16 protein-coding genes are annotated in these 17,818 nt (G+C 72.4%); 12 read left to right on the top strand and 4 right to left on the bottom strand.

The annotated features are described in order from the left end of the window. Window positions 1-6 precede the first annotated feature (6 nt). The 10 genes from POD19_RS01650 to POD19_RS01605 all read left to right on the top strand — a co-directional run bounded on the left by POD19_RS01650 (window position 7) and on the right by POD19_RS01605 (window position 9,437). Window positions 7-1,851, top strand: a complete 1,845-nt coding sequence (locus POD19_RS01650; protein WP_049147908.1) for a phosphoenolpyruvate carboxykinase (GTP) — start codon at window positions 7-9, stop codon at window positions 1,849-1,851. Between the two features lie 242 nt (window positions 1,852-2,093). Beyond that, window positions 2,094-2,396: an urease subunit gamma gene (locus tag POD19_RS01645; protein WP_002854142.1), complete on the top strand. Its 303-nt coding sequence runs from the start codon at window positions 2,094-2,096 to the stop codon at window positions 2,394-2,396. A 20-nt stretch (window positions 2,397-2,416) separates the two neighbouring features. Continuing rightward, window positions 2,417-2,851: an urease subunit beta gene (locus POD19_RS01640; RefSeq protein ID WP_098093639.1), complete on the top strand. Its 435-nt coding sequence runs from the start codon at window positions 2,417-2,419 to the stop codon at window positions 2,849-2,851. 20 nt (window positions 2,852-2,871) lie between these two features. After that, window positions 2,872-4,587: an urease subunit alpha gene (gene ureC / locus POD19_RS01635; RefSeq protein WP_100056464.1), complete on the top strand. Its 1,716-nt coding sequence runs from the start codon at window positions 2,872-2,874 to the stop codon at window positions 4,585-4,587. A 13-nt stretch (window positions 4,588-4,600) separates the two neighbouring features. After that, window positions 4,601-5,092, top strand: a complete 492-nt coding sequence (gene ureE, locus POD19_RS01630; protein WP_100056465.1) for an urease accessory protein UreE — start codon at window positions 4,601-4,603, stop codon at window positions 5,090-5,092. 1 nt (window position 5,093) lies between these two features. Continuing rightward, the gene (locus POD19_RS01625) at window positions 5,094-5,810 is read left to right on the top strand and encodes an urease accessory protein UreF (RefSeq protein WP_100056466.1); all 717 of its coding nucleotides are present in this window, start codon (window positions 5,094-5,096) and stop codon (window positions 5,808-5,810) included. An 82-nt stretch (window positions 5,811-5,892) separates the two neighbouring features. After that, window positions 5,893-6,504, top strand: a complete 612-nt coding sequence (gene ureG, locus POD19_RS01620; protein WP_002854154.1) for an urease accessory protein UreG — start codon at window positions 5,893-5,895, stop codon at window positions 6,502-6,504. Next, window positions 6,497-7,351, top strand: coding sequence for an urease accessory protein UreD (locus POD19_RS01615; protein ID WP_002854155.1), 855 nt, complete (start codon window positions 6,497-6,499; stop codon window positions 7,349-7,351). The genes ureG and POD19_RS01615 overlap by 8 nt, the downstream gene beginning before the upstream one ends. 38 nt (window positions 7,352-7,389) lie before the next feature. Next, on the top strand, window positions 7,390-8,448 hold the full coding sequence (locus tag POD19_RS01610) for a HoxN/HupN/NixA family nickel/cobalt transporter (protein ID WP_100056467.1): 1,059 nt from the start codon (window positions 7,390-7,392) through the stop codon (window positions 8,446-8,448). Further along, window positions 8,445-9,437 (top strand): urea transporter, encoded by a 993-nt coding sequence (locus POD19_RS01605; protein ID WP_060775568.1) that lies wholly within the window; start codon window positions 8,445-8,447, stop codon window positions 9,435-9,437. Before POD19_RS01610 ends, POD19_RS01605 begins: the two co-directional genes overlap by 4 nt. Before the next feature lie 26 nt (window positions 9,438-9,463). Here POD19_RS01605 and POD19_RS01600 read toward each other — a convergent pair whose 3' ends face one another. Both POD19_RS01600 and POD19_RS01595 read right to left on the bottom strand, forming a co-directional pair. Next, on the bottom strand, window positions 9,464-10,654 hold the full coding sequence (locus tag POD19_RS01600) for a globin domain-containing protein (RefSeq protein ID WP_098093631.1): 1,191 nt from the start codon (window positions 10,652-10,654) through the stop codon (window positions 9,464-9,466). A 94-nt stretch (window positions 10,655-10,748) separates the two neighbouring features. Beyond that, a complete protein-coding gene (locus POD19_RS01595) occupies window positions 10,749-11,207 on the bottom strand; it encodes an RrF2 family transcriptional regulator (protein ID WP_036339809.1) in 459 nt (152 codons plus the stop codon). A 71-nt stretch (window positions 11,208-11,278) separates the two neighbouring features. Between POD19_RS01595 and POD19_RS01590 the strand changes: the two genes are divergently transcribed. Beyond that, entirely contained in the window at window positions 11,279-13,474 is a 2,196-nt protein-coding gene (locus tag POD19_RS01590) for a RecQ family ATP-dependent DNA helicase (protein ID WP_101966090.1), read from the top strand. Between the two features lie 10 nt (window positions 13,475-13,484). Here POD19_RS01590 and POD19_RS01585 read toward each other — a convergent pair whose 3' ends face one another. Beyond that, window positions 13,485-14,960 (bottom strand): phosphomannomutase/phosphoglucomutase, encoded by a 1,476-nt coding sequence (locus POD19_RS01585; protein ID WP_145032430.1) that lies wholly within the window; start codon window positions 14,958-14,960, stop codon window positions 13,485-13,487. A 141-nt stretch (window positions 14,961-15,101) separates the two neighbouring features. On the opposite strand from POD19_RS01585, the gene POD19_RS01580 reads away from it, so the two are divergent. Further along, window positions 15,102-16,253, top strand: a complete 1,152-nt coding sequence (locus POD19_RS01580) for an MFS transporter (RefSeq protein WP_260979611.1) — start codon at window positions 15,102-15,104, stop codon at window positions 16,251-16,253. 25 nt (window positions 16,254-16,278) lie between these two features. On the opposite strand, the gene POD19_RS01575 is transcribed toward POD19_RS01580, so the two are convergent. Then, window positions 16,279-17,643 carry a hypothetical protein gene (locus tag POD19_RS01575; RefSeq protein ID WP_145032427.1) on the bottom strand — a complete coding sequence of 455 codons (1,365 nt, stop codon included), beginning with the start codon at window positions 17,641-17,643 and terminating at the stop codon, window positions 16,279-16,281. Between the last annotated feature and the right edge of the window lie 175 nt (window positions 17,644-17,818).

Below are 17,818 nucleotides of genomic sequence, written 5' to 3'. Positions count from 1 at the left end.
TCCACCATGGCTGACAACGCCACCACCTCGTTCGCGGATCGCGCCCTGGCGGACGCGCCCACGGACTACGCCCAGCTGCGCGAGTGGGTCGCTCAGATTGCAGAGCTGACGCAGCCGGACTCCGTCCAGTGGGTCGACGGCTCCGAGGAGGAGCGCGACCGCCTCGCGGACGAGCTCGTGGCGGCGGGCACCCTGACCCGCCTGGCCGAGGACAAGTTCCCCAACTCCTTCGCCGCGTTCTCCGATCCCGCCGACGTCGCACGCGTGGAGGACCGCACCTTCATCTGCTCCGAGAAGGAGGAGGACGCCGGCTTCACCAACAACTGGATGGACCCGGCGAAGATGCACGGCATCCTCGACGACGCGTTCACCGGCGCCATGCGCGGCCGCACCATGTACGTGATCCCGTTCGTGATGGGCCACCTCGACGCCGAGGACCCGAAGTACGGCGTGGAGATCACCGACTCCGCCTACGTGGTCCTGTCGATGCGCATCATGGCCCGCATCGGCCAGGACGTGCTGGACAAGATGTCCCGCGAGCAGGCCTTCTACGTGCCGGCCGTGCACTCCGTGGGCGCCCCGCTGGAGCCGGGCGAGCAGGACGTGCCGTGGCCGTGCAACGAGACCAAGTGGATCGTGCACTTCCCCGAGGAGCGCTCCATCTGGTCCTTCGGCTCCGGTTACGGCGGCAATGCCCTGCTCGGCAAGAAGTGCTACGCGCTGCGCATCGCCTCCGTGATGGCCCGGGACGAGGCCTGGCTCGCCGAGCACATGCTGATCCTCAAGCTGACCAACCCCGAGGGCCGGTCCTACCACATCACCGGCGCCTTCCCGTCGGCCTGCGGCAAGACCAACCTCGCCCTCATCGACCCCACGATCGAGGGCTGGAAGGCCGAGACCCTGGGCGACGACATCACCTGGATCCGCGCCGGCAAGGACGGCGAGTTCCGCGTGATCAACCCGGAGACCGGCTACTTCGGCGTCGCCCCCGGCACCGGCTGGTCCACCAACCCGAACGCCATGCGCGCGATCTCCAAGGGCAACTCCATCTTCACCAACGTCGCCCTCACCGACGACGGCGGCGTGTGGTGGGAGGGCATGACGGACGAGGTCCCCGAGCACCTCACCGACTGGCGCGGCAACGACTGGACGCCCGAGTCCGGCACCCCGGCCGCCCACCCGAACTCCCGGTTCTGCACGCCCATCGAGCAGACGGACATGCTGGCCGACGAGTACCGCGACCCGCGGGGCGTGAAGCTGGACGCCATCCTGTTCGGCGGCCGCCGCAAGACCACCGTTCCGCTGGTGACCGAGGCCTTCGACTGGGAGGACGGCATCCTCAAGGGCGCCACCCTCTCCTCGGAGACCACCGCGGCCGCCGCCGGTGCCGTGGGCGTCGTGCGTCGCGACCCGATGGCCATGCTGCCGTTCCTCGGCTACGACGCCGGCGACTACCTGGCCCACTGGGTCAGGGAGTCCGGCAAGGCCGACCCGGAGAAGCTGCCGCGCATCTACCTGGTCAACTGGTTCCGCCGCAACCGCGACGGCGGCTTCGCCTGGCCCGGCTTCGGCGAGAACTCGCGCGTCCTGAAGTGGGTCGTGGAGCGCCTCGAGGGCAAGGCCGAGGCCGAGGAGACCCCGATCGGTCTCGTGCCGGCCGCGGGCTCGCTCGACCTGTCCGGCATCGAGGTGTCGGCCGAGGACCTCGAGGACGCCCTCAAGGTCGACGCCGCGGAGTGGGCCGAGGAGAACGAGCTCATCGAGCAGTGGCTCGGCCGGTTCGGCGAGTCGCTGCCCGCCGTCGTGCGCGAGCGCTTCGAGGCGCAGAAGGCCCGGTTCGCCCAGGCCTGACCGGCCCGGCCGACCACGACGGCCCCCCACCTCCGCGCTGAGGTGGGGGCCGTCGTCGCGCCCGGGGTGACGCCGGGGTGGGTGAGCCGCCTCCCACTGCCGCCGGATTTCCCGCGCTCTTGCTCTGACGTGGACGTCCTCTCAGAGTCTCGTTCGGTTTCCTCCCAGGAAACGAGGCGTATAAATGTGCCCGTGCGTGGGCCGTTCCGACCCCGCCGGGCACACCTCATGAAGGAGCACACATGCATCTGCAGCCCAAGGACCTCGAGAAGCTCCTGGTGGTGGTGGCCGCCGACCTGGCGCGCCGTCGCCAGCAGCGCGGCCTCAAGCTGAACCATCCGGAGGCGATCGCGATCATCACCTATGAGCTGATGGAGGGCGCGCGCGACGGCCGCAGCGTCGCCGACCTCATGAGCTGGGGCAGCACCATCCTCACCGTCGACGACGTCCAGGAGGGCGTGGCCGACATGATCTCGATGGTCCAGGTCGAGGCGACCTTCCCCGACGGCACCAAGCTCGTCACCGTCCACGACCCCATCCGCTGAACCGGACCCAGGAGGAGACCATGAAGCCCGGAGAGTACGTCCTCGCCGACGCCCCCGTCGTCTGCAACCCCGGCCGTGAGGCTGTCGAGCTGTCCGTCACCAACCGGGGCGACCGCCCCGTGCAGGTCGGCTCGCACTTCCACTTCGCCGAGGCCAACCGCGCCCTCGACTTCGACCGTCAGGCCGCCCTCGGCTGCCGCCTGGACATCCCGGCCGGCACCGCCGTGCGGCTCGAGCCCGGCGACGAGACCACCGTCAAGCTCATCCCCCTCGGCGGCGACCGCGTCGTCTACGGCTTCCGGGACATGGTCGACGGTTCGCTCGACCCCCACGAGGCAGCCGGCCTCCACGCCGCGCCCGCCGCTCCCGCCACCCCGGCCCGTCACGAGTCCGCCGCGGGCGACGCCCCGTCGCCGCTGAAGGAACGCGCCGGCTTCGACAACGAGACCCGCTGAGTCCGCAGAGAGGACACACCATGAGCTTCGAGATCAGCCGAGAGCAGTATGCGAGCCTCTACGGACCCACCACCGGCGACGCGATCCGCCTGGCGGACACCGAGCTGTTCGCCGTCGTCGAGGAGGACCTGACCACGCCCGGCGAGGAGGCCGTCTTCGGCGGCGGCAAGGTCATCCGCGACGGGATGGGCCAGAACAGCCAGCTCGTCCGCGACGTCGGCGTCCCCGACCTGGTGATCACCAACGTCGTGGTCATCGACTGGACCGGCATCTACAAGGCCGACATCGCCGTGCGCGACGCGCACATCGTGGCCATCGGCAAGGCCGGCAACCCACACACCATGGACGGCGTAGACATCGTGATCGGGGTGGCCACCGACGTCATCTCCGGCGAGGGCAAGATCCTCACCGCCGGCGGCATCGATACCCACGTGCACTTCATCAGCCCGGACCAGATCGAGACCGCGCTCTCCTCCGGTCTGACCACCATGATCGGCGGCGGCACCGGTCCCTCCGAGTCGTCGAAGGCCACCACCATCACCCCCGGCGAGTGGAACATCCACACCATGCTCCGCTCGTTCGAGCACTGGCCCATGAACTTCGGCCTGCTCGGCAAGGGCCACGGCTCCTCCATCTCCCCGATGGCCGAGCAGATCCGTGCCGGCGCCATCGGCCTGAAGGTCCACGAGGACTGGGGCGCCACGCCGTCGTCCATCAACACCGCCCTGCAGGTGGCGGACGAGTACGACGTCCAGGTGGCCATCCACACGGACACCCTCAACGAGTCCGGCTTCGTGGAGGACACCCGCGCCGCGATCGACGGCCGCGTGATCCACACGTTCCACACCGAGGGCGCCGGCGGCGGCCACGCCCCGGACATCATCGAGCTGGCGCAGTATCCGAACATCCTGCCCGCCTCCACCAACCCGACCCTGCCGTACACGACGAACACGGTCGAGGAGCATGTGGACATGCTCATGGTGGCGCATCACCTGAACGCGGACCTGCCGGAGGACGTGGCCTTCGCTGACTCCCGCATCCGCCAGGAGACCATCGCGGCCGAGGACGTCCTGCAGGACATGGGCATCTTCTCCATGACCTCCTCCGACTCCCAGGCGATGGGCCGCGTCGGCGAGGTGCTGATCCGCACGTGGCAGGTCGCGGACTCCATGAAGCGTCAGCGCGGCCCGCTGCCCGAGGACGAGGGCACCGCGGGGGACAACCACCGCATCAAGCGCTACGTGTCGAAGTACACCATCAACCCCGCCATCGCCCACGGCATCGCCGATTCGGTCGGCTCCGTGGAGGTCGGCAAGTTCGCCGACCTCGTGCTGTGGGAGCCGCAGTTCTTCGGGGTGAAGCCGGACCTGGTCATCAAGGGCGGGCAGATGGCCTACGGGGTCGTGGGCGACCCCAACGGCTCCATCCCGACGCCACAGCCCCGCTGGTACCGCAGGTCATTCGGCGCGTACGGCCAGGCCGTGCACACCTCTGCCATCACCTTCATGTCCGAGGCGTCCATCCGGGCCGGCGTGCCGCGCGCCCTGGGGCTGCAGAAGACCATCCGCGCCGTGCACGGCATCCGCGACCTCACCAAGGCGGACATGCGCCACAACGGCGAGACGCCCCGCCTCGAGGTGGACCCGGAGACGTACGAGGTCTGCGTGGACGGGGAGCCCGTCACGTGCGAGCCGCAGGACGTCCTGCCCATGGCCCAGCGCTACTTCCTGTTCTGAGAGAGGGGACCGCATGATCGTCACCGAGATCCTCGGCAACGTCCACGACGACGCCGGCGCCACCCTGGTGGGCGACCGCCACCGGGAGCAGGTGCACCTCGAGGGCTCCGCCCTCGTCAAGCGCATCCAGCGGCTGCGCACCGACCACGGCAATGAGTACGGGCTGCGTCTGCCCGCCGGGTCCCCGGACCTGCGGGACGGCGACATCCTGACCGTCGACGACGAGGGCGAGCGCGGCAACGCCGTGATCGTGCGCGTGCTGTCCACGGACGTGCTGGTGATCTCGGCGCGATCGCTGCGCGAGATGGCGTTCGTGGCGCACAGCCTGGGCAACCGGCACCTGCCGGCCCAGTTCTTCGACGCGGACGGGCCCTTCGGCCGGGACGCGATGGTGGTGCAGTACGACCACACCGTCGAGGACTTCCTGCGCGCCCACGACGTGCCCCACGAGCGGCAGGAACGCGTCATGGACGTGCCCTTCCGCCATGCCGAGCACACCCACTGACATGGCCGGGACCACCTCCACGGCGGCGCCGGGCGTCCCGTCCGGCGTCGCCCTCCTGGGGATGCTGCAGCTGACGGACTCCGCGCTGCCCACGGGCGCCTTCAGCCACTCCCTGGGCCTGGAGACCTACATGAGCGACGGCCGGGTCGAGGGCGAGGAGGACTTCGCCGCCTGGCTGGAGATGTTCGTGGAGCAGCAGCTCACGTTCACGGACGCGCTGGCGGTCCGCCTGGTCTACGCGGCGGAGAATTTCGACGCCGTCGCGGACCTGGACGAGCTCGTCACCGCGCAGGCGCTCCCCGCCCAGATCCGCGAGGCGGGGCGCACGATGGGGCGGCGACTGCTGCGCATCGGCGCCCCCGCCTACCCGGGGGACTGGGTCCGCCGCTACCACGAGGGGGTCGAGGCGGGCACGCTCGACGCCCACCAGGCCCTCGTCTGGGGCGTCATCGCCCGGGAGATCGGGGTGCCCGTCGAGGAGGCGGTGGCCGCGCACCTGCACGCCTCCGTCATGTCGCTGACGCAGAACGCCGTCCGCGGCATCCCGCTGGGCCAGGACGCGGGCCAGCGGGTCGTCCGCCGGGCCCAGGAGTGGGTCCTGCGGGCCGTCGAGGTCTCCCGTGACCTCGACCCCGACGACCTCGGGGCCATCGCCCCGGGGCTGGAGATCGCCCAGATGCGGCACGAGCGGCAGCGCGCCCGCATGTTCATGAGCTGAGCGGCCCGCGCACCACACCGGGCCGGCCGTACCCCGCGCGGGGCCGGCCCGGCACCACCGACACACACAGAAGGAGAACACCATGGATCCCGTGATCATCGGCATCGGAGGCCCCGTGGGGGCCGGCAAGACCCAGCTCGTGGAGCGCCTCACCCGCGCGATGAGCGAGGAGATCTCGATGGCCGCCATCACCAACGACATCTACACGATCGAGGACGCCAAGATCCTCTCCCGCACCTCGGTGCTCCCGGAGGAGCGGATCGTGGGCATCGAGACGGGCGGCTGCCCCCACACCGCCATCCGCGAGGACACCTCCATGAACGAGGCGGCCATCGAGCAGCTCAAGGCCCGTTTCCCGGACCTTCAGGTGATCTTCGTGGAGTCCGGCGGCGACAACCTCTCGGCGACCTTCAGCCCGGAGCTCGTCGACTTCTCGATCTACATCATCGACGTCGCCCAGGGTGAGAAGATCCCGCGCAAGGCCGGCCAGGGCATGATCAAGTCGGACCTGTTCATCGTCAACAAGACGGACCTGGCCCCGTACGTGGGCGCCGACCTGTCCGTCATGGAGTCCGACTCGAAGGTGTTCCGCAAGGACCGCCCGTTCGCCTTCACGAACCTCAAGACCGACGAGGGCCTGGACGTCGTCATGGACTGGATCCGCAACGACGTGCTGATGGCAGACCTTGGCTGAGGGCCTCACCGGCGAGCTGCGCCTGCGCGTCGCCGTCCGCGGCGGCCGCTCCGTGGCCGCCCGGCAGTTCCACCAGGGGGCGCTGCGCGTGCTGCGCCCCCATTACCTGGACCGGTCCGGGCAGGTCTCCTACACCGTGATCAACCCCGGCGGCGCCTACTTCGGCGCCGACCGGTACGGGATCGAGGTCGACGTCGAGGAGGATGCCTCCCTGCTGCTGACCACGCAGTCCGCCACGAAGGTCTACCGCACCCCGCAGGGCCCCGCCCGGCAGGACATGACCCTGCGGCTGGGACCCGGTGCCGTCCTCGAGTACGTGCCCGACCAGCTGATCGTGTACCGGGGCGGGTCCTATCTGCAGGACACCCGCGTGGTGATGGACCCCTCCGCCTCTGTGCTGCTGGCCGAGGTGATCACCCCCGGGTGGTCGCCCACCGCCGAGCCGTTCCGCTACGACCGGCTCGGCATGCGCACGGAGGTGACCGTCGATCCCGGCGGGGACCCCCGCCGGCTCGTCGTGGACCAGCTCCGGCTCCACCCCGCGGAGGGCCAGGGCCTGACCGGGATGGGCATGCTCGAGGGCCACTCCCACACCGGGCAGCTGCTGGTCGCTGACCGTCGGCTGGACGCGGACCTCGTCGCCGAGCTCACGGAGGTCGTCGACGCCTCGGACACGGTCTCCGGCATCACCCGGGCGGGCACGGGCCGCGCCCACGGGGTGGACTGCGTGAGCGTGCGCTCCCTCGCCGCCTCCACCGGCCGCATCACCGCCCTGCACCACGCGCTCGCGGACCTGCTCCGTGCCCGCTGGCGGGACCAGTCCCCGCTCGCCCTGCGCAAGTACTGACCCACCCCATCCGTGCCCGCCGAGGAGGAGGACCCCCTATGAGCCATGCCGTCCCGACCGCCGTGACGCCCCACAGGACAGCCGCCCCGGAGCGACCGCTCCGGGTGCGGGTGGCGGCCGTCTACGCAGTGGTGGTGGCGCTCCACGTCCTCGCCGCGGCGCTGCTGCTGGGCGGGTACGGCGGAGCGTCGCCCTCGCCCGTGCTCCTGGCCGCGCTCGTCACCGCCTACGGGGCGGGGCTCAAGCACAGCTACGACTGGGACCACATCTCCGCGATCGACAACTCGACGCGCAAGTTCGTCTCCGAGGGCGGCAGCCCGGCCGGCGTGGGCCTGGCGTTCAGCCTGGGCCACTCCCTCGTGGTGACTCTCGCGGCGGTCTTGGCCGTCGCCGGGGCGGGGCTCATGCAGGGGGCCTTCGCCGATGGGTCGCCGGCGAACCGGGTGCTCGGACTGATCGGCACCGGCGTGTCCGGTGGCTACCTGCTGCTGCTCGGCGTGTACAACGGCGTCTCGGCGCTGCGGCTGCGCCGGGCGTCCGCAGTACGGCGTCCGGGCCCGGCGGAGGAGCCCACGGGTCTGGTCACGCGCCTCCTGCGGGCCCCGCTGCGCCGTGTGCGCTCCCCGCGGGACATCTTCGTCATCGGGTTCCTCTTCGGCCTGGGCTTCGACACGGCCACGACCATCGGCCTGCTGCTGCTGGCCGTGTCCGTCTCCGCCGCCGGCATCCCCCTGGTGACCCTGCTGGCGCTGCCGGTGGCGTTCACCGCCGCCATGACGCTCTGCGACACCACCAACGGGCTGGGCATGATGCGGCTCTACTCGAGCGCTCTGCAGCAGTCCGAGCGCCGGCGCCGCTTCAACCTCGTCGTCACCTCCGTGTCCGCGGTCTCGGCCCTGTTCATCGCGGTGCTCACCCTCGGCGCGTTCGTCCATGAGCTGCTGGGCTTGACGGACCCGGTGACCACCTGGCTGGCGGAGGTGGACCTCGGCCACGCGGGACTGGCGCTCGTCGGCGTCTTCGTTCTCATCTGGCTGTGCGCCGCCCTGCTCGAGCACCGGCGCGGCCGGGTCTGTCCCGTGGGGGATGGGGCATGACGACGTCGACCACGGCTCCGTCCCGATCCCCCCGTGCGCCGCGTCCCCTCGGGACGGCCCTCCGCACGGTGCTGCGCGGGGTGTCCCAGATCTTCTTTCTGGAGAACTCCCTGAGCGGCGCGCTGATCCTGGGTGCCCTGGCGCTGATGCACCCCTGGGCGGCGGTGACGACGGCCCTGGGCTCCGCCGTGCAGGCGCTGTGCTCGGCCGTCCGGCACCCCGACGAGACCGAGGACGACCTGCGGGCCCGGGCGGTCGTGCTCGGCGACGAGGCGCGGCACGGGATCATGGGCTACAACGGCGCGCTCGTGGGGGCCGCCGCGGCGCTCGTCTTCGCGCCCACCCCCCTCACAGCCGTGCTGGCCACGGTGGTCGGCGCCGCAGCCTGCGTCCCCGTGCACGTGCTCGTGGCCCGGCTCTTCGCGACCCGGCCCCTGCGCTCCGCGGGACTCCCGGTGTCCACCGCCCCGTTCTGCCTGACCGCGGGCATGCTGACCCTCCTCACGGCCGCCCTCGCCGGGCCCTCCGCCCCGCTGACCTCATCCGGGTCCCCGTGGCCCGGTCTCGGCCTGGGACTGCTCAACAGCTTCGCGGAGGTGGTCCTGGCGGACGGCGCTCTCCCGGGCGCGCTGATCCTGGCGGCCCTCTTCGTGGGGTCCTGGCGGGTGGGGCTCTACGGGCTGTTCGGCGCGGTGGCCTCCTTCGCCGCGGCCCGTCTCATCGTGGGGCACGAGCTCACGGACGTGTCCACGGGCCTGTGGGGGTACAGCTCCGTGCTCGTCGCCATCGCGCTCGGCGCGGTGGTCCAGGGGCTCGGCGGCTGGCGACGGCGGGTGCCGCTCGTCGTCGTCGGCGTGGCGCTGAGCCTGGCCTTCCAGCACGTGCTGGTGGAGACCGCGATCCCGGTGTTCACCTGGCCTTTCCTGCTGGGCATGTGGGCCACGCTGCTGCTGGTCGCCGGGGCGCGGCGGGCGGCCGGCCGGGGCTGAGACCCGACGTCCGGAGGAGGGCCGGATCAGGCGGCGAGCCAGAGGTCCGGGCCGAAGATCTCGTAGCGGATGGACGTCGCGGGCACGCCGGCGTCGATCAGCTTCGAGCGGGTGGACTGCATGAACGCGAGCGGGCCGCACAGGATGTAGTGCCCGTCGCGGGGCAGTTCGACGTCGTCGAAGTGCATCACACCCTCGACGGTCGTGACGCCCTCGGGGTCCTGCTCCGGCCGCACCCCGAGGAAGAGGCGGGCGTCGCCGTGCGGCAACGCCGCCAGGGACTCCGTCACCTGTTCGCGCAGGGCCACCGCCTCCCAGGACGCGTCGCCGTGGAAGAAGAGGACCTGGCGGTCCGAGCCCTGCTGGGCGAGCGCGTCCAGGATCGCGGCGGCCGGGGTGATGCCGATGCCGGCGGTGGCCAGGACCAGGGGAGCGGTGGAGTCCTCGTCCTCGAGGGTGATGTCGCCGTAGGGGTTGGACAGCTCGATGACGTCGCCGACCTCCACGTTCTGGATGAGCATGGGCGAGACCTCGCCGCCCTCGTCCAGCTTCACGGTGATGACACGTTCGGTGGTGGACTCGGCCTTCTCGGAGAGGGAGTACTGGCGGCACTGGCGCAGGCCGTCCTCGACCTTCAGGCGCACGGACACGTAGCCGCCGGCCCTGCCGCGGGACTGCGGGGTGTCGTCGGCCGGCTCGAAGCGGAAGGTGACGGCCGCGTTGCCGGTGGGCTCCTTCGCGACGACCCTCCAGTCCGTCCACATCCTGTCGTTGGCCTGCTGGGCGTAGAGGCCCTTCTCGATCTTGATGAGGGCGTCGGCCATGAGCCAGTAGACCTCGGTCCAGGCGTCGGCCACCGCGGGGGTGACGGCGTCGCCGAGCACCTCGCCGATGGCCCAGAAGAGGTTCTCGTAGACGATCGGGTACTGCTCCTCGACGATGCCGAGGGCGGTGTGCTTGTGGGCGATGCGGGACAGGACGGCCTCGGGCAGGGTGCCCGGGTTCTCGAGCAGGTGCACCGCGAACTTCACGATGGATCCGGCGAGGGCCTGGGCCTGCTCGCCGTTGCGCTGGTTGGCGCGGGAGAAGACGCCGTCGAGGAGCTCGGGGTGGGCCTCGAACATGTGGGCGTAGAACAGGGGCGTGATCTCCGGCATGTGCTCGGCGACGACGGCGGCGGTGGCCTCGATGACGGGGCGGGACTTCTCGGACAGCACGGGGGTCTCCGTCTCCTCGGTGGGGAATCTTGCGCTGATTTTGCCAGATTACACCCGGCCGTCGCCGCCGGGAACTCGCTCCCGGCCCGTTCCGTCAGCGCGCCACGGGGATCTCCGGCAGGCCCAGCAGCACGGGCCCGCCGACAGGCCCAGCGCTCACCAGATCCCGGATCCGCACGGTGTCGAGCTCGGCGAGGAAGGCCTCGCGTGCGCGGTGCAGGGCGCCGCGCAGGCGGCAGTCGCCGGCGTAGGGGCACGCCACCCCGGAGTCGCGCCCGGCGCAGTCGATCACCTCGTCGCGGCTGCTCAGCGAGCGCACGAGCTCGCCCACACGCTGGTCCAGACCGGCCGCGGCGATCATGGCCCCGCCGTGCCGACCGCGCAGCACCTCGATGGTCCCGCGGCGGCGCAGCTCGGCGACCGCCTTGATCACGTGGTTGTAGGGCACCTGGATCCGGTCCGCGATCTGCTGGCTGGTGAGCCGTTCGCCCTCGGCGGCCGCGAGCGTCATCAGCACCCGCAGGCAGACGTCGGTGTAGGCGCTCAGCTTCATCCCCCCATCATCCCACCGGTGCACGGCCCCGCCGCGCCTGCGGTGTCCGGGCCGGTTGGCATACTGACGCCATGGACGCCACCTCGCACCCCGACGCCGGCCCCCGCCTCCCCGAGACCTCCGCACCGGGGGGCGACGCCGCGCTGCACGAGGAGGCCCTGGCCGTCCTGCGTCGGCTCGTGGACCGGCCGGACGCGCGATTCAAGGACGGGCAGTTCGAGGCGATCGAGGCGCTCGTGGCCCACCGCCGCCGCGCCCTGGTGGTGCAGCGCACCGGCTGGGGCAAGTCCGCCGTGTACTTCGTGGCCTCCCTGCTGCTGCGCGCCCGCGGCGCAGGGCCCACCCTGATCGTCTCCCCGCTGCTCGCGCTCATGCGGGACCAGGTCGCGGCCGCCGCCCGGGCGGGCGTGCGCGCGGTGTCCGTGAGCTCGGCGAACGCCACGGAGTGGGACGAGGTCCGGGCCCGGCTCGCGGCGGACGAGGTGGACGTGCTGCTGATCTCGCCCGAGCGCCTCACGAACCCCCGGTTCCGGGACGAGCAGCTGCCGGACCTCGTGGCGCGCATGGGCCTGCTCGTGGTGGACGAGGCCCACTGCATCTCCGACTGGGGCCACGACTTCCGGCCGGACTACCGCCGCATCCGGGACCTGATCGGGCTGCTTCCCGCCGAGGGGCCGCGCGCGGTGCCCGTGCTGGCCACCACCGCCACGGCCAACGCCCGTGTGGTGGCGGACGTGGTGGAGCAGCTCGGCGTCGCCTCCGAGCAGGACGTGTTCGTGCTCCGCGGCCCCCTGGCCCGCGCCTCGCTGCGCCTGGGCGTGCTGCGCATGCCCAGCCCGGCCGCGCGCCTGGCCTGGCTCCTCGACCACCTCGGGGACCTGCCGGGCTCCGGGATCGTCTACGCCCTCACCGTCTCCGCCGCCGAGGACACGGCGCGCGCCCTGCGCGAGGCGGGGCACGAGGTGGTCGCCTACACGGGCCGCACGGACCCGGAGCGTCGCGCCGAGATCGAGGAGGACCTCAAGGCCAACCGGGTGAAGGCCGTCGTGGCCACCTCGGCGCTCGGCATGGGCTTCGACAAGCCGGATCTGACGTTCGTGGTGCACCTCGGTGCGCCGGGCTCGCCCGTGGCGTACTACCAGCAGGTCGGCCGCGCCGGCCGCGGGACGGACCACGCGGACGTGCTCCTGCTGCCCGGGCCCGAGGACCGTCGCATCTGGGAGTACTTCGCCACCGCCTCCATGCCGGACGAGGGGCAGGCGCGCGCCGTGCTGGGGGCGCTCGCGGACCACGGCGGGGCCCTCTCCGTGGCGGCGCTCGAGCCGTCCGTGCGGATCAAGCGCACCTCCCTGGAGCTGCTGCTCAAGGTCCTCGCCGTGGACGGGGCGGTCGAGCGGGTGGGCGGCGGCTGGCGCGCCACCGGGCGGGAGTGGACGTACGACGCCGAGCGGTACGCCCGCGTGGCCGAGGCCCGCCGGGCCGAGGAGCGGCTCATGCTCGACTACCAGACCACGGACCGGTGCCGCATGGAGTTCCTGGCCCGCACCCTGGACGACCCCACCGCGGCGCCGTGCGGCCGCTGCGACGTCTGCGCCGGCCCCTGGTACCCGACGGGATCGGACGGGGCGGCGCGTGAGCGCGCGGAGGCCGCCCTGCGCCGCACCGGTGTGCCGATCGAGCCCCGTCGCATGTGGCCCTCGGGCATGGACCGGCTGGGCGTGCCCGTCAAGGGGCGCATCGCGTCCGAGTCGCAGGCCGAGGAGGGCCGCGCGCTCGCCCGCCTGACGGACCTCGGGTGGGGCACCGTCCTGCGGGACCTGCTGGACCGGGAGGACGCGCCGGTGCCGGAGGAGGTCCTGCGGGGCGCCGTCGACGTCCTGGCCGGCTGGGGGTGGCGGACGCGGCCGATCGCCGTCGTCGCGATGCCCTCGCGCACCCGCCCGCAGCTGGTGGGGTCGTTCGCCGAGGGGATCGCCCGGATCGGCCGGCTGCCGTTCCTCGGCTCGCTTGAGCACGCGCGCGGCGGCCCCACGGCCGGGCCGGGCGGCAACAGCGCCTACCGGCTCGGGTCCGTGTACGGCCGGTTCGCCGTCCCCGAGGCGATGGCGCAGATGCTGCGCACCGCCCCGGACGCCGGCCGCCACGGCCCCGTGCTGCTCGTCGACGACCTCGTCGACTCGCGGTGGTCGCTCGCCGAGGCTGCGCGGGTGCTGCGCGAGGCCGGCGCGCAGGGGGTGCTGCCGCTCGTCCTCGCCCAGGCCGGATGAGCCGCCGCGGTCAGCGCTCCGCGCGGACGATCGCCAGCACGGCGTCGCGGAGCGCCTCCATGGTGGCGGCCGTGCGGGCCTCGCCGTTGTAGCGCAGGAACGGCTCCGTGTTGGACGGGCGGAGGTTGAACCACCACGTGCCGTCCTGGGCGGCGACCGTGGTGCCGTCCATGCGGGTCACCGTGGTGGCCACCCCGGCGAAGTCCTCGTGCACGGCCCGGCCCTCGCCGACGCCCTCGCCCACGGCGGGGGCGAACTGCGCCACCACCGCGGCCACGGCGGCGTCCTTATCCGCGACCTGCGAGTTGATCTCTCCGGAGGCCACGTACGGCTCGTACTCCTCGGCCAGCTCGGACAGCGGCTGCTCCTGGCCGCCCAGGGCCGCCAGCACGTGCATGGCCGCCAGCATGCCGGTGTCCGCGTTGAAGAAGTCGCGGAAGTAGTAGTGCGCGGAGTGCTCGCCGCCGAACACGGCGGACTCGGCGGCCATGACCGCCTTGATGAAGGAGTGGCCCACGCGGGTCTCCACGGCCCGGCCCCCGTCGGCCGCCACGAGCTCGGGGACGGCGCGGGAGGTGATCAGGTTGTGGATGACCACGGGGGTCTGCTCGCCGTCGGCCTTCGCGCGGGCGATCTCGCGGCGGGCCACCAGGGCGGTGACCGCGGAGGGGGAGACCGGAGCGCCCTGCTCGTCGATCACGAAGCAGCGGTCGGCGTCGCCGTCGAAGGCCAGGCCGATGTCCGCACCGTGCCCCACGACGGCGGCCTGCAGGTCCCGCAGGTTCTCCGGCTCCAGAGGATTGGCCGGGTGGTTCGGGAAGGTGCCGTCCAGTTCGAAGTAGAGCGGCTCGATCTCCAGCGGCAGGGCGGCCAGCTCGGCGTCGCCGAGGACGGCCGGGGTGGTCTTGCCCGCCATGCCGTTGCCCGCGTCCACCACGACCTTCAGGCGGCGCACCCCCGTCAGGTCCACGAGCGAGCGCAGGTACGCGGCGTAGCCGGGGAGGATGTCCTCCTCCGTCACGGTGCCGGTGGTCTCGGCCGCGGGGATCTCACCGGCGTCGAGGTACGCCTGGGCCGCGTCGCGGATCTCGAACAGCCCGGTGTCCGAGGAGACCGGCACGGCGCCGGCCTGGGCCATCTTCATGCCGTTGTACTCGGCCGGGTTGTGCGAGGCGGTGAACACCACACCCGCGGCCTGCTTCACGCCCGCCGCGTAGTAGAGCATGTCCGTGGAAATCAGCCCCAGGGTGACGACGTCGGCGCCGCGGCGCGTGGCGCCCTCGGCGAAGGCCGTCATGAACGCGGGCGAGGAGGGGCGCATGTCCCCGCCGACCAGCACGGTCTGACCGGCCAGGCCCAGCACGTCCACGAAGGCCGCGCCCACCGCGCGGACGCTCTCCGCCGTGATGGACTCGCCCACGATGCCGCGGACGTCGTACGCCTTGAAGGAGTCGTGCAGGTCGAGGGAGGGGGTCGAGGTAGTCACCCGACCGATCGTAGTGGACAGCCTGGATACAGTGAGGGCGTGCCCCCGACCACTCCGCCCCCGAGCGCGGGGCCCCCGGCCGTCCCGCCGTCGGGACCCGCGCCGGCCGCTCCCGGGGAGCCCGCGTACCGCAGGCTGCTGATCGGGCTGTTCCTGGCGGGGGTGGCCACGTTCGCCCAGCTCTACTCCCCGCAGGGCCTGCTGCCGCTGGTCAGCGACGACCTGGGCGTCCCCGCGGACCGTGCCGCCCTGCTCGTCTCCGCCAGCACACTCGGCCTCGCCCTGTCGGTGGTGCCGTGGTCCGTGGCCGGGGACCGGTGGGGCCGCCGACGCGCCATGGTGGTCTCGATGGTCTCCGCCAGTGCGTGCGCGCTCACGGGCGTCCTCGCACCCACGTTCGAGGCCATGCTCGGCCTGCGCCTGCTCGAGGGCATGGCGCACGGGGGCGTCGCGGGACTCGCCGTGGCGCTGCTGGCGGAGGAGGTGGCCCCGCACGCGGTCGCGGCGGCCGCCGGCACCTACATCGCCGGCACCACCCTCGGCGGGCTCTCCGGCCGGCTCCTCGCCCTGCCCGTCGCGGAGGCGTCCTCGTGGCGCGGCGGGATGCTGGCCGTCACCGTGGTCGGGGTGCTGTGCACGGTCGGCTTCCTGGCGATCACGCCGCGTGCCCGACGTTTCACGCCGTCGCCCACCTCCCCGGCGACGCTCGTGCGCATCGTGCGCGGTCACCTGCGCTCGCCGGAGCTCGTCGCCGTCTACCTGCAGGGGGCGCTGCTGATGGGCGGGTTCGTGGCGCTGTACAACTTCGTGGGGTACCGCCTGCTCGACCCGCCGTTCTCCTGGACGCCGACGGCGGCCGGCCTCGTCTTCCTCGCCTATCTCGCGGGCACGTGGTCGTCGCCGCGCGCGGGCCGGCTGGCCGCGCGGGTGGGCCGGCTGCCCGTCCTGGCCGGCGCGACGGCGGCCATGGCCGCGGGCGTCGCCCTCACGTCGGTCCCGCATCCGGCGGTGCTGGTGCCCGCCCTCGTGCTCGTGACGGGCGCGTTCTTCGCCGCCCACGCCGTGGCCTCCGCGTGGTCCGGGACGGCCGCCCCCACGGGCCGCGCCCAGTCGACCTCCCTGTACAACTTCGCGTACTACGCCGGCTCGAGCCTCTTCGGCTGGCTGGGCGGCGTGTTCCACGAGTCCCACGGGTGGCCGGGGACGGTGCTGATGGTCCTGGCCCTGGTGCTGACCGCCCTGGCGAGCGCCGTCGTCGTGCTGCGCGGGCGCGGGACGGCCCCGGCGCGCTGAGCCGGGGCCGTCGTCGGGGCGGGTGTCAGTGGGTCGACCAGCCGAGGGCCTCGGCATCCGTGCCGGTGGCAGACCGGGCCTGGTCACGCCAGGCGGCGAGGACCTCCGGGTCCTGCAGCTCGAGCCACGCTCTCATCTGCTGGTAGGTCACGCAGTAGGTGTCCTCCTCGACGCAGACCTCCCGCATGACCTTCTCCACGGCCGGGTTGAACGCGTTGAGACCCCAGTCGTTGAAGTGGTTGCCGAAGACCAGCGGGGCGCGGTTGCCCGCGAACGCCGAGTCGTACATGTAGCGGTAGGTGCGGTACTGGAAGTCGGTGAGCCGGGCGACGTCCTCCGGGATGTCCTTGCCACCGTTGCCGGCGATCCAGAAGTTGTAGTCCATCGCCATCACGAACGGGCTGGCCGCACCCTTCTCGGCGAGCACGGGGGACCAGGCCATCGGCATCTCGAACTCCCAGATCCCGTCCTCCTGGTAGGGCCAGGCGACGCCGGAGGTGGCCGCGGCACGCGACGTGTCGTACTCGAGTCCGTTGTCCTTCCACATCGGGACGAGCTGGTCCCACTCCCCGTCGAGGCAGGGCAGACGTCCGCCCTTGACGTCCTCGGGGGTGACCTCCAGCGCCGGCAGGGAGCTGCCCGGGTTGTAGGCGCCGGGGTCGGAGAGGATGTCCGCGAACGAGCCGTACTCCTGCTCCCACTCGGCCGTGGACCACTGGTCGCCGCCGTATGTCGCAAGGGCGCACAGGTGGCCCGCGTAGTGGGTGCCGATCTCGTGGCCGGCGGCGTGGGCCGTGTTGATGTTCTCGATGCGCTGCGCCACCTCGGCCTCGTCGCCGCCGAACTCCGTGCCCACGTAGCCGGGAGTGTTGCCGGGCGCCGTGTAGTTCTCCCGGTTGGCGGTCTCGATGAGGTTGATCGCGGACTGGAACACCGTGAACTTCGCGTCGGAGTCCGCCGCCGCGTCCAGGAAGGTCTTCCAGCGAGCATCCTGACGGCCGCCGTCGAAGGAGAAGAGGACGAACTGCGGCGGGCGCTCCTCCGCCGTGAAGGCCCGCATCGGCACGCCCTCATGGGAGCGGGCGGCCAGGGGGACCGCGGGGTCCGCGGCGGCCGACGGCGAGCCCTCGCCGGACGACGCCGCAGCCTGTGAGGAGGCCGCATCCGAGGACCGTCCCTGCGACGACGAGGCCTCCGATCCGTCCGCAGATGCGGGCGACGAGACGGCAGCGTCCGTGGCGCTGGAGGACCCGGCCGTCGTCCCCTCATCCCCCTGCGGGGCGGCGCAGCCGGCCAGCACGAGGGCGAGCGCCACCGACGTCCCCCACCAGCGGCGTCGCCGGGGCGAGGGGGTGTCGACGGTGCGGGCGGACGGGCGGGGGAAGGACATGCGGTCTCCTGGCTCGGTCGAGTGGCGGGCGGAGTGTCTCCTCCCTGGCCGCCGTGACCAGACACGGAGAACTCCACTTTCTACCGTAGGCGAGGCCCTCGGTGGCTCTGGGGCCCTGGCAGAACTGTGACCAGGTTGTGATGTGGCGCCGCGGCCGCCGGCATGGCCCTCGCGG

The organism is Micrococcus sp. GPGPB33 (assembly GCF_037853785.1).
GTDB classification, from domain to species: Bacteria; Actinomycetota; Actinomycetes; order Actinomycetales; family Micrococcaceae; genus Micrococcus; species Micrococcus luteus.
The sequence above is the reverse complement of the archived record's forward strand: the minus strand, read 5'-3'. Positions and strand labels throughout refer to the sequence as shown.

Coding starts and splice junctions, on each gene's coding strand:
- POD19_RS01650 (WP_049147908.1), top strand. CDS start 7: ATGGCTGACAACGCCACCACCTCGTTCGCGGATCGCGCCCTGGCGGAC.
- POD19_RS01645 (WP_002854142.1), top strand. CDS start 2,094: ATGCATCTGCAGCCCAAGGACCTCGAGAAGCTCCTGGTGGTGGTGGCC.
- POD19_RS01640 (WP_098093639.1), top strand. CDS start 2,417: ATGAAGCCCGGAGAGTACGTCCTCGCCGACGCCCCCGTCGTCTGCAAC.
- ureC (WP_100056464.1), top strand. CDS start 2,872: ATGAGCTTCGAGATCAGCCGAGAGCAGTATGCGAGCCTCTACGGACCC.
- ureE (WP_100056465.1), top strand. CDS start 4,601: ATGATCGTCACCGAGATCCTCGGCAACGTCCACGACGACGCCGGCGCC.
- POD19_RS01625 (WP_100056466.1), top strand. CDS start 5,094: ATGGCCGGGACCACCTCCACGGCGGCGCCGGGCGTCCCGTCCGGCGTC.
- ureG (WP_002854154.1), top strand. CDS start 5,893: ATGGATCCCGTGATCATCGGCATCGGAGGCCCCGTGGGGGCCGGCAAG.
- POD19_RS01610 (WP_100056467.1), top strand. CDS start 7,390: ATGAGCCATGCCGTCCCGACCGCCGTGACGCCCCACAGGACAGCCGCC.
- POD19_RS01605 (WP_060775568.1), top strand. CDS start 8,445: ATGACGACGTCGACCACGGCTCCGTCCCGATCCCCCCGTGCGCCGCGT.
- POD19_RS01595 (WP_036339809.1), bottom strand. CDS start 11,207: ATGAAGCTGAGCGCCTACACCGACGTCTGCCTGCGGGTGCTGATGACG.
- POD19_RS01590 (WP_101966090.1), top strand. CDS start 11,279: ATGGACGCCACCTCGCACCCCGACGCCGGCCCCCGCCTCCCCGAGACC.
- POD19_RS01575 (WP_145032427.1), bottom strand. CDS start 17,643: ATGTCCTTCCCCCGCCCGTCCGCCCGCACCGTCGACACCCCCTCGCCC.